Origin of the sequence: Polynucleobacter sp. AP-Kaivos-20-H2 (genome assembly GCF_018882215.1) — a bacterium.
Lineage (GTDB): Bacteria > Pseudomonadota > Gammaproteobacteria > Burkholderiales > Burkholderiaceae > Polynucleobacter.
In genome coordinates this window covers 281,487-296,714 of the sequence record NZ_JACVOX010000001.1, presented here as the reverse complement: position 1 = coordinate 296,714, position 15,228 = coordinate 281,487, and the positions used below count along the sequence as shown (strand labels likewise).

The 15,228-nt window shown below is 46.6% G+C and carries 12 protein-coding genes, 1 tRNA gene and 1 riboswitch; of the genes, 10 read left to right on the top strand and 3 right to left on the bottom strand.

The window, feature by feature from the left end; all coding sequences use genetic code 11:
• Positions 1-12 precede the first annotated feature (12 nt).
• Positions 13-1,188 carry a VWA domain-containing protein gene (locus ICE89_RS01475; RefSeq protein ID WP_216263175.1) on the top strand — a complete coding sequence of 392 codons (1,176 nt, stop codon included), beginning with the start codon at positions 13-15 and terminating at the stop codon, positions 1,186-1,188.
• A gap of 35 nt (positions 1,189-1,223) precedes the next feature.
• A complete protein-coding gene (locus ICE89_RS01470; protein ID WP_216263174.1) occupies positions 1,224-1,682 on the top strand; it encodes a RidA family protein in 459 nt (152 codons plus the stop codon).
• Positions 1,683-1,693: 11 nt separating this feature from the next.
• Here the strand turns inward: ICE89_RS01470 and ICE89_RS01465 are convergent, their stop codons facing one another.
• Positions 1,694-2,353: an NTP transferase domain-containing protein gene (locus tag ICE89_RS01465; protein WP_216264391.1), complete on the bottom strand. Its 660-nt coding sequence runs from the start codon at positions 2,351-2,353 to the stop codon at positions 1,694-1,696.
• A 63-nt stretch (positions 2,354-2,416) separates the two neighbouring features.
• Here ICE89_RS01465 and ICE89_RS01460 point away from each other — a divergent pair, with 63 nt between their 5' ends.
• Positions 2,417-3,376 (top strand): XdhC family protein, encoded by a 960-nt coding sequence (locus ICE89_RS01460; RefSeq protein WP_216264390.1) that lies wholly within the window; start codon positions 2,417-2,419, stop codon positions 3,374-3,376.
• A gap of 23 nt (positions 3,377-3,399) precedes the next feature.
• Here ICE89_RS01460 and parC read toward each other — a convergent pair whose 3' ends face one another.
• Positions 3,400-5,775: a DNA topoisomerase IV subunit A gene (gene parC, locus ICE89_RS01455; RefSeq protein ID WP_216264996.1), complete on the bottom strand. Its 2,376-nt coding sequence runs from the start codon at positions 5,773-5,775 to the stop codon at positions 3,400-3,402.
• A 71-nt stretch (positions 5,776-5,846) separates the two neighbouring features.
• A complete protein-coding gene (locus ICE89_RS01450; RefSeq protein ID WP_216264389.1) occupies positions 5,847-7,835 on the bottom strand; it encodes a DNA topoisomerase IV subunit B in 1,989 nt (662 codons plus the stop codon).
• A 79-nt stretch (positions 7,836-7,914) separates the two neighbouring features.
• Here ICE89_RS01450 and ICE89_RS01445 point away from each other — a divergent pair, with 79 nt between their 5' ends.
• The 7 genes from ICE89_RS01445 (at position 7,915) to thiS (ending at position 15,218) form a co-directional block, all read left to right on the top strand.
• Positions 7,915-9,135 carry a CaiB/BaiF CoA-transferase family protein gene (locus ICE89_RS01445; RefSeq protein ID WP_216264388.1) on the top strand — a complete coding sequence of 407 codons (1,221 nt, stop codon included), beginning with the start codon at positions 7,915-7,917 and terminating at the stop codon, positions 9,133-9,135.
• 5 nt (positions 9,136-9,140) lie between these two features.
• Positions 9,141-10,373, top strand: a complete 1,233-nt coding sequence (locus tag ICE89_RS01440) for an MFS transporter (protein ID WP_216263169.1) — start codon at positions 9,141-9,143, stop codon at positions 10,371-10,373.
• A 192-nt stretch (positions 10,374-10,565) separates the two neighbouring features.
• Positions 10,566-10,640, top strand: a tRNA-Arg gene (locus tag ICE89_RS01435).
• 224 nt (positions 10,641-10,864) lie between these two features.
• Entirely contained in the window at positions 10,865-11,698 is an 834-nt protein-coding gene (locus ICE89_RS01430) for an NUDIX hydrolase family protein (RefSeq protein WP_216264387.1), read from the top strand.
• Between the two features lie 74 nt (positions 11,699-11,772).
• Positions 11,773-11,880: riboswitch (TPP riboswitch) on the top strand.
• Positions 11,881-11,917: 37 nt separating this feature from the next.
• Positions 11,918-13,858: a phosphomethylpyrimidine synthase ThiC gene (thiC, locus tag ICE89_RS01425; protein ID WP_255537447.1), complete on the top strand. Its 1,941-nt coding sequence runs from the start codon at positions 11,918-11,920 to the stop codon at positions 13,856-13,858.
• A 23-nt stretch (positions 13,859-13,881) separates the two neighbouring features.
• Positions 13,882-15,030 (top strand): FAD-dependent oxidoreductase, encoded by a 1,149-nt coding sequence (locus ICE89_RS01420; RefSeq protein WP_216264386.1) that lies wholly within the window; start codon positions 13,882-13,884, stop codon positions 15,028-15,030.
• Positions 15,021-15,218 (top strand): sulfur carrier protein ThiS, encoded by a 198-nt coding sequence (thiS, locus tag ICE89_RS01415; RefSeq protein WP_216263166.1) that lies wholly within the window; start codon positions 15,021-15,023, stop codon positions 15,216-15,218. Before ICE89_RS01420 ends, thiS begins: the two co-directional genes overlap by 10 nt.
• Positions 15,219-15,228 lie beyond the last annotated feature (10 nt).

The following is a 15,228-nucleotide window of genomic DNA, read 5'->3' as shown; positions in this document are numbered from 1 at the left end:
AAGACTTCTGACATGTTGATTCAATTCTTCCTAAATCTGAAAGAGGCCAAGGTGCCTGTTTCAGTGCGAGAGTTTTTAACTCTTTTGGAGGGTTTGAAATCCGGTGTTATTAACCCCTCTATTGATGAGTTTTATCAGTTCTCGCGCTTAACATTAGTTAAGGATGAGCAACACTTTGATCGCTTTGATCAAGTATTTGGTAGCTACTTCAACGGGATTGAACAAATCATTGCGCTCTCACCAGATATTCCACTGGAATGGTTAGAGAAAAAACTTCAACGCGTACTAACGGATGAAGAAAAAGCTGCGCTGCAGAAATTGGGTGGGCCGGATGCCTTAAAGAAGCGCCTTGAGGAGCTTCTAAAAGAGCAAAAAGAATGGCATGGCGGTGGCAATAAATGGATTGGCGCAGGTGGTTCTTCACCCTTTGGTCACAGCGGCTATCACCCCGAAGGCATCCGTATTGGTGGCGAGAGTGCCGGCAACAGAACGGCTATCAAAGTCTGGGAAGCTCGAGAATTTAAGGACTATGACAGTGATTTAGCATTGGGTACTCGTAATATCAAAGTTGCCTTACGCCGCCTGCGTCGTTTTGCCCGAGAAGGATCGACTTTAGAGCTTGATTTAGATAAAACGATTCATTCAACTGCCGCCAACGCGGGCATGCTCGATATTCAAATGCGACCCGAGCGACACAACCAGGTCAAGGTTCTGCTACTGATGGATGTCGGCGGTTCAATGGATGATCATATCCAACGCATTGCTGAGTTATTTTCTGCTGCCAAAGCTGAATTTAAGCACTTAGAACATTACTATTTCCATAACTGCGTTTATGAAAACTTATGGCAAAGCAATCGCCGTAGGCGTGATCAAGTGACTGCAACGCAAGACATCATTAATAAATATGGGCCCGACTACAAACTCATCTTTGTTGGAGATGCGACGATGTCTCCTTATGAAATATTGAGCCCTAACGGCTCCGTTGAATACAACAATAAAGAAGCGGGCACTGTTTGGATTAATCGGCTCATTGACCACTTCCCGCATTTTGCGTGGCTTAATCCTGAGCCCGAATCCATCTGGCAATACCGTCAATCGATCGACATCATGCAAAACCTCATGAAAGATCGTATGTACCCAGTCACTCTAAATGGTCTTGAAAGTGCCATGCGTCAGCTTTCCAAGTAAGATTCTTTTATTCAATTCAATTACAGAAAACTCATATGAGCACAACTATTAGCGAACGTCTTAAGACTCTTGGCATCGATTTACCGCCACCAGGGCCTCCTGCTGCTGCCTATGTCATGGCTGCCACCAGTGGCAATACCGTGTTTCTTTCTGGTCACATTGCCAAACATGATGGTAAGCCTTGGGTTGGTAAGCTCGGTAAAGATATGGATACAGAAACTGGTAAAGCCGCTGCCCGCGCTATTGCGATTGACCTGATATCTACGTTGCAGAACTATCTTGGCTCTTTGGACAAGGTAAAGCGCATTGTCAAAGTCATGGGTTTGGTGAACTCGACTGACAGTTATACCGAGCAACACTTAGTGTTGAATGGCTGCTCAGAATTATTGTTTGAAGTTTTTGGCGACGCTGGCAAACATGCGCGTAGCGCCTTTGGCGTTGCTCAAATACCGCTTGGTGCTTGTGTAGAAATTGAATTGATTGCTGAGATTTAACTCAATGCAACTTAATGGGGCTGGATTCTATCCAGCCCTAGTTTCTCGATATCCTTCTGCGTATCGACATCCATTACAAAGGCTTGATTATCAGTAATAAAAGTTTTCACTAGCTCGGGATGTAGATCCATGTAAGGTCTACAGACCATTCCGGGTATTGCTAAGATTTTCTCAATGATTGGTTTTGAAAATAACACGGGGTTACCTCGCTGACCATTCACCATCGGCAATACGACCTCTTGGTTTGCGCTTCTTTGATTAAATTGCCACAGTAATGCCTCGATCTCAGTGCTAGCTATGTCCGGCTGATCACATAAAGCAATTAACAAAACTTCATAGTCACTTTTTAGCGATTCAAGACCAAGACGTACTGAAGAGGCTTGACCCAACTCCGGCTGGAGATTTTTTATCCAAGTTAGTGGGCATGCTACGCCCTGCTTAAGTAATTTAATTTCTGCTTCGATTTGATCCGAGTAAAAGCCTGTAACGACCAAAGTCTCAATGGGGTCAAAACTCTGGGTAGATTGAATAAAGCGCTTTAACAAACTATCTCCGCCTTTTTTTAACAAGGCTTTGGGATATCCACCCAAACGACTTCCCTCACCAGCTGCCAATATCAGAGTGGCTAGACGCAAATTGGGGCTTTTGGAGGATTCACTGGAGACAGTCATTAGAGTGATAATAAATAGTTATTAATAAAAGCTTTCACAAAAGAACGAAAAAGAAGAAAACGCATGAACAGCACCGATTTAAGCGTACTCAAATCTGCCGTCGAATGGCTCCAATCGGGTCAATCTGTCGCAATTGCGACCGTGGTTCAGACTTGGGGCTCAGCACCCCGTCCAGTCGGCTCCTGGCTTGCTATACGAGCTGATGGACAAGTTGCTGGGTCTGTTTCAGGGGGCTGCGTTGAAGATGACCTGATTCGTCGAGTCCAAACTGAAATCCTCACTCGCGATACCCCAGAAATGGTGGTTTACGGAGTAACACAGCAAGAGGCCGCCCGTTTTGGTCTGCCTTGTGGTGGCACCTTACGTTTATTGGTAGAGCCTAGGCCAGAACTAGCTATTTTGGAAAAGTTGCTTGCGAATATTTCTTCTCATCAAATTACACGCCGCTCCGTCAATTTGGCTACTGGCAAATCTACCCTCAGCTTAGGCGATCGCAGTGATGAATTTGCTTGTAATGAACAGGAAATGCAAACCACTTACGGCCCTCGTTGGCGCATGGTGATTATTGGCGCTGGTCAGCTATCCCTATACACGGCAGATTTTGCGCTGGCTTCAGATTTCGAAGTCGTCGTGATTGATCCTCGTGAAGAATATGCCGAAGGTCTAAATCGTTCTGATATTACTTTCTCAAAGGGCATGCCAGATGATGTCTTGCTGGAGATAGGTGTTGACTCTCACACTGCCGTTGTTGCTCTGACACACGACCCCAAGTTAGATGACATGGCTTTGATGGAGGCCCTGAAGTCTCCTGCCTTTTATGTAGGGGCGTTAGGGAGCAGAAAAAATACTCAGAAACGCAAAGAGCGTTTGCTCGAGTTTGATGTCAGCCAGGAGCAGGTTGAAAAGCTACATGGCCCTGTTGGGTTATTTATTGGCGCTCTCACCCCACCAGAGATCGCAGTTTCGATTCTGGCGGAGGTAATTGCTGTTAAATATGGCGTGAGTATTCCGAAGAAAACTTAGCTGACTTAGTCGACTTGGCTGGCTTAGTTCGCTGTTAACTTGCCGTCTTTTAAGCGCGGCTCAACAAAGTGGCCTTTGCGTGCGCGGTTACCTGCAAAAGACTTCAAGGTTTTGGCGTCAAGGCCGAGTTCAGTTGGTTTACCGGCACGTCCAGCGCCTGAATAGGTAGCCCCGTCAGGACCAACTGCGATAGCCGAAGCCAAGTGTTCTTTTTCATCCAAGCCCATGAGAATGACGCCCTTACCGCCGGTTGGCAGACGCTTGAGTTCATCTAATGGGAATACTAATAACTTGGAAGCCTCTGATAAGCAGGCAACTTGCTTCATGCCTACCTTTACCTTGGCGGCACCTAAAGGGGCATCGCCAGGGACCTTAGCGTCCATACTCAAGAATGATTTGCCCGCTTTGTTACGGGTAGTCATATCAGCAACGTTAGCCAAGAATCCATAACCGGCTTTAGTGGAAAGCAATACCAAATCATCTGGTTGACCAGCGTAATAGGCAACCATTTGGGAGCCAGCGGCCAAATTAACGAAGCTAGTTAATGGCGAACCATCTCCACGAGCGCCCGGTAATTCGCTGACAGGAACTGTGTATACACGTCCGTCGCTACCAAAGCCCTGAATAACGTCTACAGTTCTCACTTCAAAGGTGGCATATAAAGCATCGCCTGCCTTGAATCCAAATTGAGTTGCATCATGCTCATGGCCTTGGCGCACACGTACCCAGCCCTTTTGAGAAACAATCACTGTAACTGGCTCATCAATGACTTTGGTCTCAGCAATGGCGCGCTTATCTTCCTGAATCAGGGTGCGACGATCATCACCGAAGTCCTTCATATCGGATTCGATTTCTTTGATGATGCGCTTGCGCAATACCGTGTCGTTTTGCAACAAACCCTCTAAGTCATCACGTTCAGCCTTAAGCTCTTTCAGCTCTTGCTCAATCTTGATGCCTTCTAAGCGAGCCAACTGGCGCAAGCGAATATCCAGAATATCTTCAGCCTGGCGATCACTCAGCTTGAACTCTTTGATCAAATCCGCTTTAGGTTCATCGCTATTACGGATGATCTTAATGACCTTATCAATATTGAGAAGAACGGTTAAACGTCCTTCCAAAATATGCATTCGGTCTTTGACTTTGCCTAAGCGATGCTGCGTTCTGCGCGTTACTGTGGCAACCCTAAATGCGACCCACTCAGACAGAATTTCTTTTAGTCCTTTTTGACGTGGACGACCATCATTACCAATCATCACCAAGTTCATTGGGGCATTGGATTCTAATGAAGTATGAGCAAGCAATAAATTGACAAACTCATTCACGTCAATATTTTTGCTCTTTGGCTCAAATACCAAACGTACTGCGGCATCCTTACTCGATTCATCACGCACGCCATCGAGCACATTCAAGATGGTCGATTTAAGATTGTTTTGCTCAGGGGTTAAGGTCTTTTTACCAACCTTCACCTTTGGATTAGTGATTTCTTCAATCTCTTGCAGCACACGCTGCGAGGAGGTTGCTGGAGGCAGTTCGTTAACCACAATCTGCCATTGACCTCGAGCGAGTTCTTCGACAGACCAACGTGCACGCACTTTAATACTGCCGCGCCCTGCCTCATATATCTGCGCAATTTCTGCAGCAGAAGAAATGATTTGACCGCCGCCTGGATAGTCAGGTCCAGGCATGATTTCCAATAACTCTGAAGTACTCATCTTTGGAGACTTCATTAAAGCAACAGCAGCTGTAGCCACTTCACGCAAATTATGTGAAGGAATCTCGGTCGCCATACCGACGGCAATGCCGGATGCGCCATTAAGCAATACAAACGGCAAGCGCGCTGGTAATAATTTAGGCTCTTGGAATGAGCCGTCGTAATTCGGCGCAAAATCTACCGTACCTTCATCAATCTCACTCAGAAGCAAACTAGCGATCTTAGTAAGACGAGCCTCCGTGTAACGCATCGCTGCCGCGCCATCGCCATCGCGTGAGCCGAAGTTACCTTGACCATCAATTAATGGGTAACGCAATGAGAAGCTTTGCGCCAAACGAACCAAGGCATCGTATGCGGATTGGTCACCGTGGGGATGGAACTTACCCAACACATCGCCAACTACACGCGCACTTTTCACCGGCTTAGCATCTGCACGCAATCCCATTTCGCTCATTGAGAACAAAATGCGACGCTGTACAGGTTTTTGGCCATCAGATACATCTGGTAATGCACGGCCCTTAACTACGCTTATTGCGTAATCTAAATAGGCGCGCTCTGCGTATACCGCTAGCGTTAAGCTGTCTTTACCATCTTCATTTAAGTCAACCGTTTTGGGGTCATGATTACCCGCTCCACCGCCAGAAGAGGTAGCAACTGCAGGAGTCTCTTCCACTTCAACAATATTTATTTCAATGGGGTTGGCAAACAAATCTGCTTGATCGGCTGGAGTATTTTTTCCAGGAGTTTTTTTGGTTGTCATTAGATATCCGCCTCCACTTCATTGCCGCGCTCTTCTAACCAATCACGGCGTGCACCAGACTCTGATTTACCCATCAACATGTCCATTGTTTTAAACGTTTCGTCTTCAGTCCATGTGCCCAAAGTGACCGGCAGTAAACGACGAGTGTCAGGATTCAAAGTCGTATCCCAAAGTTGCTCAGCACTCATCTCTCCCAGACCCTTAAAGCGAGAGATCTGCCATGCAGATTCTTTAACGCCGTCTTTACGTAATTTATCTTCAATCGCTTGAAGCTCATTTGCATCAAGGGCATAAATCTTCTGTGCTGGTTTCTTGCCACGCGCTGGAGCATCGACTCTGAATAGTGGTGGTCTAGAAATATGCACATGTCCTAACTCAATCAATTTAGGGAAATGTTTGTAGAACAAGGTTAAGAGCAATACCTGAATGTGTGCGCCATCAACGTCCGCATCAGACAGAATGCATACCTTGCCATAGCGCAGATTGGATAGGTCGGGGGTGTCATTTGCTCCATGCGGATCCACACCAATCGCTACAGCGATGTCATGTACTTCATTATTGGCAAATAAGCGATCACGCTCAGCTTCCCAAGTATTTAATACCTTGCCACGCAATGGCAAGATAGCCTGATATTCCTTATTACGGCCCATCTTGGCTGAACCACCAGCAGAATCACCCTCTACTAGGAAGATTTCATTCATGCCAATGTCTTGGCTCTCACAGTCGGTAAGCTTGCCAGGCAGAACAGCTACACCAGAAGACTTCTTCTTCTCTACCTTTTGGCCAGCACGGGTTCTCGCTTGTGCCTGTTTAATCACTAGGTCAGCTAACTTACGACCATAGTCAACGTGCTGGTTGAGCCAAAGCTCTAAAGCAGACTTCACATAGCCAGAAACTAAACGTACGGCATCACGAGAATTCAGGCGCTCTTTAATCTGTCCTTGAAACTGAGGATCCAATACTTTGGCTGACAAAATGAAAGACGCGCGAGCAAATACGTCTTCAGGCATGAGTTTCACACCTTTCGGCTGCAATGCATGCATCTCAATAAAGCCTTTAACGGCATTGAATAAACCTTCACGCAAACCGCTTTCGTGAGTACCGCCTGCAGGCGTTGGAATCAAGTTCACATAACTCTCACGCACTGGTGCGCCATCTTCAGTCCAACAAACTACCCAAGCCGCGCCCTCGCCTTCAGCAAAAGAATCTTCCTCTCCAGTGCCGGTAGCGTATTGCTCGCCTTCGAATGGTGGAATGACTTCGGCGCCATGACCTGCTTGCGCAATCGCTTCATTTAAGTAGCCACGTAAGCCTTGTGCATATTGCCATGTCTGGGTATCGCCTGATTTTTCTTGAATCAGCGTTACCTTCACGCCAGGCAATAAAACAGCCTTAGAGCGTAATAGGCGAATGAGCTCAGGCATTGGAATCACTGAGCTATCAAAATACTTACCGTCTGGCCATGCACGTACGCGCGTACCGTGTGACTTATCTTCTTTTGTAGAAGAAATTGTTTTGAGCTTTTCAATTACTTTGCCATCAGAAAAGGTCAATGTCGACATTTGGCCATCACGCCAAACGGTGACTTCTAATCTTTTGGATAAGGCATTTGTTACAGAAACACCAACGCCGTGCAAGCCACCTGAGAATGCATAAGCACCACCAGTACCTTTTTCAAACTTACCGCCAGCATGAAGCTGAGTAAACACAATCTCCACTACTGGCAATTTTTCGGTAGGATGCATGCCCACCGGAATGCCGCGACCATCATCTTCCACACTCACACTGCCGTCGGCATGCATCGTAACGATGATTTGCTTACCAAAACCTCCTAAAGCCTCATCGGATGCGTTATCCAGCACCTCTTGAATGATGTGGAGTGGATTGTCGGTGCGAGTGTACATTCCAGGCCGTTGACGGACTGGTTCCAGTCCTTTTAGGACCTGAATCGACGATTCGCTGTATTCGGAAGTTTTACGGGTAGCCATGCGCGCAAATTGTAGTCATGTCTGAGCTTCAGACCGAATTTTTCGGGAATTCCCCTGTCATCCATGCCAAAATCGGGGGATGGGAGCCTTAAGTCATATTCGCGTTTTAGACCTTAGCCGAGTCTTGGCAGGGCCTTGGTGCGCTCAAAACCTAGCGGATTTGGGTGCAGATGTCATCAAAGTCGAAAGACCGGTCGTTGGCGATGATACCCGCCATTGGGGGCCTCCTTTTGTCAAAGACGCCAACGGCAACGAAACTGAAGAATCTGCCTATTTTATTTGCATTAACCGCAATAAACGTTCAATTACGGTCGACATTGCAAAACCCGAAGGTCAAGAATTGATCCGTCAGCTGGCTGCCGAATCGGATGTGGTGATTGAAAACTACAAAGTTGGCGACCTCGCTAAATATGGCCTTGATTATGAAAGCCTCAAAAAAGTAAAGCCAGATTTGATCTACTGCTCAATTACAGGGTTTGGTCAGACTGGTCCCTTTGCTAATCGTCCTGGCTACGACTTCATCGTTCAGGGTATGGGCGGCTTTATGAGTGTTACCGGTGAAGCGGATGGTATTAAAGGAGCTAGCCCACAAAAAGCAGGGGTTGCAATCGCAGACATCTTTACCGGCATGTATGCCTCTACAGCCATATTGGCAGCTGTCATTCACCGTGACCATACAGGTGAAGGCCAATACATCGATATGGCTTTATTGGATACCCAAATTGCAGTGATGGCTAATGTTTCAAGCGCCTACCTTACATCTGAAAAAGTGCCCCGTCGAATTGGCAATGCCTCCGTAACCATTGTTCCGTATCAGACCTTCCCAACATCGGATGGCTGGATGATTGTTGCTGCTGGCAATGACGGTCAATACCGACACTTTGTTATGGCTGGCGAAGAAGGCCACCTTGCTGATAATCCACATTACGCCACTAACCCACTCCGTGTTCAGCACCGAGATGAGCTAGTGCCGCTACTTGAAGCCATGACCCGTAAAAAAACAAAGAAAGAATGGATATCACTTCTAGAAAAGGCTAATGTTCCTTGCGGACCGATCAATAACTTCAAAGAAGTCTTTGAAAATGAGCAAGTCATAGCTCGTGGGGTAGAGATCAATGTTCCACACCCTACTGTTGGCAATATGAAATTAGTTGCTAGTCCTATGCGTCTCTCTAAAACACCCACTGAAGTGCGAATGGCACCGCCCACGCTCGGTCAACACACGCAAGAGATCTTGCATGAACGTCTCAAATTAGATGATCAAGTGATTGAAGCGCTGCGCACAAAGGGAATCATCTAAGATCCATGACAACACAGACATCTAAAGCAGGGCTTTCGATGAAGGAAGTCCTCATCTACGGTGGACTCATGGTTACCCTATCGATGGGTATTCGTCATGGCTTTGGCCTCTTTAATTTACCCATTACTTCAGCCAATGGCTGGGGTCGGGAAACGTTTGCTCTGACTATTGCTTTACAAAATCTGATTTGGGGCGCTGTGCAACCAGTTACTGGGGCTTTGGCTGATCGTTACGGCGCATTCAAAATCATGGTTGCTGGTGGGATTTTGTACGCCCTAGGTTTAGCAGGCATGGCTATCTCTACTGATGTCATGAATTTCACTTTAGCCGGCGGCCTACTTATTGGCCTGGCACAAACCGCCACGACCTACAGCGTGGTCTATGGAATCCTGGGTCGCAATGTGTCTGCGGAGAAACGAGTTTGGGCAATGGGTATCACTGCAGCTGCCGGTTCATTTGGTCAGTTCCTCATGATTCCAGCTGAGCAAGGTTTGCTCAGTATGTTTGGTACACAAGATGCGCTTCTCATGTTGGCATTGATGGCCAGCCTAATGATTCCAACTGCATTTATGTTGCGTGAAAAGAATTTCACCCACAATCACAATTTGGGCGATCAAACAATCAAACAGGCGCTTAAGGAAGCCATCGGTAATCCAAGCTTTCGCTATCTGACTTTAGGTTATTTTGTTTGTGGCTTTCAGGTGGTGTTTATTGCGGTTCATTTGGCACCTTACCTTAAGGACCTGTCTTCTACCCATCCAGCTGTCGGGGCTCCGGTTGTCGCGACGACCGCCCTAGCCTTAATTGGCCTGTTTAATATCTTCGGCACCTATAGCTCTGGCATCCTAGGTCAACGCTTCCCTAAACGCTATTTACTATCTGCAATCTATATTGGGCGTTCCATTGCTATTACAGCGTTCTTGTTATTGCCGCCAACACCGATGAGCACTTATATCTTTGCAGCCATCATGGGCTTCTTGTGGCTCTCAACTATTCCGCTGACCAATGGCATTGTTGCGCAAATTTTTGGTGTGAAGTATTTGACGATGCTTTCTGGTCTCATCTTTTTCTCACATCAACTGGGCAGTTTCTGCGGAGCCTTCCTAGGTGGTTATTTGTTTGACCAAACTGGCTCCTATTTAATTGTTTGGGAAATCGCAATTGGATTGGGCGTCTTTGCTTTCTTAGTTAATCTTCCTGTAAAGGAACGAGCAATTCACAGAGTGGCCAATGCTTAAGAGAAAACCAAGCATTGGGAAAATCATTTTTTATGGGTTTGCTTTATTCGCATTGTTGTTTGTTTTCTCCATGTACTTCGCACCCGATATGATGGTGGCAGTAACAAATCAAGTATGGGCGCTGTGTGGTTGGTAGTTCATGGTTTGTAATTCATTAGAATTGACTTAGCACACTTTTTATTTTCTTAGCATCTCGCCGTAGCACAATGGATAGTGCACATGCCTCCTAAGCGTGGGATACAGGTTCGATTCCTGTCGGCGGGACCAAAAATTTCCCATACTTATCCACAGGCATTGTGGATAAATCCTCAAAAGTTTTCGTAAGTCACAGATTTGTATAGGTAGACCTAGCTTGCCTAATTTGTGTGCAGGATATCTTTATCTATTTTGTGCATTTGCAAATAAATATTTAAGCTAGTTCTTATAGGAATTTGTGTTATGAGGGTTTACCAATAAACGCATAGAGCGGAGAGTTCCCTTACACTTAAGGCATGACCAGCCTTTCAACCAGCACTTTAGCTGCCCTCGAGGAAATGCTCCAAAACACGGCGCGTTCTGCTCCTGCGGAATACCTGCCGATTTATTTATCCCGCGGTGCAATAGGTGAACAACTCATTGGCCATCTCAATCCAGAATTTATTCCTTATCTGCAAGATTCTTTGCGCAAAGAAGCTATTGCTCTCATTGCAATGGGTCACGACAAACTCACTATTCAATTAGGTAAGCCTAGAGATTTATCTAATAGCCTTTATCAGTTAGCCAATCGCATGAGATTGGATGGTTTTATTCCAGGTTGGCGTAACGAAGACTTTGCTTGGGTTGATCTAAATGGTCACAAATACTTTCGCATGGAGCGTGCTGCGTTTCGTACCTTTGGCTTTCGCAGTATGGCAACGCATATCAATGGCTATACGGTAGGCAATACGATTTGGCTTGGAAGACGCAGTGAAACTAAGCCTACTGATCCAGGTAAGTTAGATAACTTGGCTGCCGGTGGTATTACTGCTGATGAAACACCCTGGGTTAGCGCGCGTCGTGAGCTTTGGGAAGAAGCTGGTGTACCTGAGCAAATCTCCGATCAAATTGAGCCTGTGGGACGTATTCATATGCGCCGCCCAATAGCCGGTCGAGGCTTTCATGATGAACAGCTATATGTCTACGATTTAGAGCTGGCTGACAACTTTGTCCCCACCAATCATGATGGTGAAGTCAGTGGCTTTATTGAAATCTCTCTGCCGGAAGCTGCCGCCAGAATCCTAGCTGATGAATTTACCTCTGATGCTGCCTTTGTTACGGCTAATTTCATATTGCGCCGCAATAAGTAGCCTGCAGGGCCTATTTGGCAGGGCATGACTGCCGTCATGCAGTAATCAGTCAATTCGTGGTTAAATTCATCTTAAGGATGAAACAGGGGTGCCCTTAATAGCAGTTTTGCTAGAAGGCGCTGAGAAAGACCCTAGAACCCGATCCAGGTAATGCTGGCGTGGGGAGTTACATCAGACCGACACCCGGTTTCGTCCATCTAAAACAGCTAGGAGATGGACATGAGTACAGGCAAGACTTCAACTAAAAATGCAAAACACGAGATCCCAAGTTTAAAAAGTTTGGAGCGCGACTTCGGGCAAAAGTTTGCCTATCCAGCTTCAACTAAAACTTACCTTCAAGGGTCACGGCCTGATGTCAAAGCGCCAATCCGGATGATTGAGCAACTACCTACTCGCGTAGGTGAAGAAATGTTGGCAAATCCTCCTGTACCAGTCTATGACACTTCTGGTCCATACAGCGATCCTGATGTTGTGATTAATCTTGAAAAAGGTTTGCCAAGACTCCGTGATGCCTGGATTGCTGAACGCAATGACACGATCCAGTTGGCAGGGCCTAGCTCTGAATACGGCGTTGCGCGTTCACAAGATGAAGCCACACAAAATTTACGCTTTTCTCATATCAGCGCACCGCGCGTTGCGAAGTCTGGTCATAACGTCAGTCAGATGTATTACGCTCGCCAAGGAATCATTACTCCTGAAATGGAATACATCGCTCTGCGTGAATCTATGGGCCTTGAGCAACTGCGCAAAGATCCTGCATACAAGCAGTTATTGAAGCAGCATCCAGGTAAAGGGTATGGCGCCAATCTGCCCGACATTGTTACCGGTGAATTTGTGCGCTCTGAGATTGCTGCAGGCCGTGCGATCATTCCAGCAAACATCAATCATCCTGAATTAGAGCCAATGATTATTGGCCGTAACTTCCGTGTAAAGATTAACGGCAACTTAGGCAACTCTGCTGTTACCTCCTCTATCAATGAAGAAGTAGAAAAGATGGTGTGGTCCATTCGATGGGGTGCAGATACCATCATGGATCTCTCCACTGGTAAGCATATTCATGAGACTCGTGAATGGATTATTCGTAACTCTCCAGTACCTATTGGCACAGTTCCAATCTATCAAGCACTAGATAAAACCGGTGGCATTGCAGAAGATCTCACTTGGGAAATGTTCCGTGACACACTTATTGAGCAAGCTGAACAAGGCGTGGATTACTTCACCATTCATGCGGGTGTATTGCTACGTTATGTACCGTTAACAGCTGATCGTATTACGGGCATTGTTTCTCGTGGTGGTTCGATCATGGCTAAATGGTGCTTGGCTCATCACAAAGAAAACTTCCTGTACACAAAGTTTGATGAAATCTGCGAGATCATGAAAGCCTATGATGTGTCATTTAGCTTGGGTGATGGCTTGCGCCCTGGTTGTATTGCTGACTCTAATGATGCTGCTCAGTTTGGCGAACTCCATACACTCGGTGAGCTGACTGCTAAAGCTTGGAAACATGATGTACAGGTCATGATTGAGGGTCCTGGACATGTGCCAATGCAGCGCATTGAAGAGAATATGACTGAAGAGCTCAAGCATTGCTTAGAAGCTCCCTTCTACACCCTCGGACCATTGATTACCGATATCGCCCCTGGCTATGACCACATCACCAGCGGCATTGGTGCTGCGCAAATCGGTTGGTATGGCACAGCAATGCTTTGCTATGTCACACCAAAAGAGCATTTGGGATTGCCAGATAAGGAAGATGTACGCGAAGGCATCATCACTTATAAGATTGCTGCCCATGGTGCTGACTTAGCCAAAGGTTTGCCTGGTGCACAAGTGCGTGATAACGCCCTCTCCAAGGCACGCTTTGAGTTCCGCTGGGAAGACCAATTTAATCTGGGCTTAGATCCTGAGCGCGCGCGTGAGTATCACGACGCAACACTACCAGCTGAAGGTGCCAAGATTGCGCACTTCTGCTCCATGTGTGGTCCGAAGTTCTGCTCCATGAAGATCACTCAAGAAGTTCGTGACTACGCAGCTACTTTAGACGCTGACGGCAGTCCTAAAGCTAAAGTTATTCCCATTACTGAAGTAGCTGACGCTTCTAAGGGCATGGAAGAAATGTCAGCAGAGTTCCGCAAGCGCGGCAGTGAGATTTATCAGTAAGCCAACGAGCTAAAAAGATAAATATGGCTAGCGCAAGCTTCTCCAATAGCAAATACGCAATTGTCGGTGGCGGCCTGATGGGTCGCTTGCTGGCTGTTGCGCTTGCTCAAGGAGGTGCTCAAGTCGATCTCTTTGATAAAGGCGGCCCTGACGGCGCCCATGCCGCTGCGCGCATTGCTGCGGCGATGTTAGCGCCATTAGCTGAATCTGCAATTACTGAAGATTCCGTAGTGCGCATGGGTTTGCATAGCCTGCCTCGCTGGAAGGAGTTAATTGCTGACTTGTCTTCACCAGTTTACTTTCAGCAAGATGGTACTTTGATTTTGTGGCACCGCCAAGATGCTAGTGAAGCTGAACGCTTTACTGCTCATTTAGAGAAGAACTGTCGCTCAAACGCCGATCTCAGCGCACCACAAAAGCTCAATAATGAAGCATTACGCGAACTCGAGCCCGGTGTTGCCGATCGCTTTACTCAAGGACTGTATTTACCCAATGAAGGGCAATTAGATAATCGCCAGCTATTGGATGCTCTCGCTAGCGAGTTAACGCTATTGAAGGTTAATTGTCACTGGCATACCGAGATCAACCCATCTGAATTGCGTAAACAGACTGGCTATAAAGCGGTAATTGATTGCCGCGGTACGGGTGCTAAAGAAGCTTGGTTATCTGGGGACAGGCCCAATAGCTTACGTGGCGTTCGTGGTGAAGTCATTCGACTCCATGCACCAGAAGTGAAGTTGCGTCGCCCTACCCGCTTAATACATCCGCGCTACCCGATTTATATTGCTCCTAAAGAAAATGACGTCTATGTAGTTGGTGCAACGGAGATTGAATCTGATGACCTATCAGAAATGAGTTTACGCTCTGCCATGGAATTGCTCAGTGCTGTCTACACCGTTCATAGTGGGTTTGCAGAAGCCCGCATTTTGGAGATGGCAACGCAGTGTCGCCCGACTTTAAAAAATAATCTCCCAGAAATTCGGTCAATAAGAGATAAAGGGCTTGCAGATTTGATCATGATCAATGGCTTGTATCGCCATGGTTTTATGATTTCTCCTGCAGTACTCGATTGCGCATTAGAGCTCCTGGAGTTCGGCACAAGCAAGACTGCATTGGATTTGGGATTAAGCATGACTCAAGACAATAATCAGATTGAGGCGGTATGCGCGTAATCGTTAATCAAGTAGCTTATGAGTTACCCAGCAAGAGCATGGTGAGTGATGCTCTGGCCTTGATCAAGGCGAAACCACCTTACGCCGTTGCAGTGAATCTTCATTTTGTGCCCAAGACTAAACATGCAGACTTTGTATTAAATGAGAACGACCAAATTGAAGTGATTGCTCCAGTTACTGGCGGCTGATTAAAAACAA

What these genes read in the sequence shown, in the direction of transcription:
- thiS (WP_216263166.1), top strand. Translation starts at nt 15,021, where the DNA reads ATGCGCGTAATCGTTAATCAAGTAGCTTATGAGTTACCCAGCAAGAGC.
- ICE89_RS01430 (WP_216264387.1), top strand. Translation starts at nt 10,865, where the DNA reads ATGACCAGCCTTTCAACCAGCACTTTAGCTGCCCTCGAGGAAATGCTC.
- ICE89_RS01465 (WP_216264391.1), bottom strand. Translation starts at nt 2,353, where the DNA reads ATGACTGTCTCCAGTGAATCCTCCAAAAGCCCCAATTTGCGTCTAGCC.
- ICE89_RS01420 (WP_216264386.1), top strand. Translation starts at nt 13,882, where the DNA reads ATGGCTAGCGCAAGCTTCTCCAATAGCAAATACGCAATTGTCGGTGGC.
- ICE89_RS01470 (WP_216263174.1), top strand. Translation starts at nt 1,224, where the DNA reads ATGAGCACAACTATTAGCGAACGTCTTAAGACTCTTGGCATCGATTTA.
- ICE89_RS01460 (WP_216264390.1), top strand. Translation starts at nt 2,417, where the DNA reads ATGAACAGCACCGATTTAAGCGTACTCAAATCTGCCGTCGAATGGCTC.
- ICE89_RS01450 (WP_216264389.1), bottom strand. Translation starts at nt 7,835, where the DNA reads ATGGCTACCCGTAAAACTTCCGAATACAGCGAATCGTCGATTCAGGTC.
- ICE89_RS01440 (WP_216263169.1), top strand. Translation starts at nt 9,141, where the DNA reads ATGACAACACAGACATCTAAAGCAGGGCTTTCGATGAAGGAAGTCCTC.
- ICE89_RS01475 (WP_216263175.1), top strand. Translation starts at nt 13, where the DNA reads ATGTTGATTCAATTCTTCCTAAATCTGAAAGAGGCCAAGGTGCCTGTT.
- ICE89_RS01445 (WP_216264388.1), top strand. Translation starts at nt 7,915, where the DNA reads ATGGGAGCCTTAAGTCATATTCGCGTTTTAGACCTTAGCCGAGTCTTG.
- thiC (WP_255537447.1), top strand. Translation starts at nt 11,918, where the DNA reads ATGAGTACAGGCAAGACTTCAACTAAAAATGCAAAACACGAGATCCCA.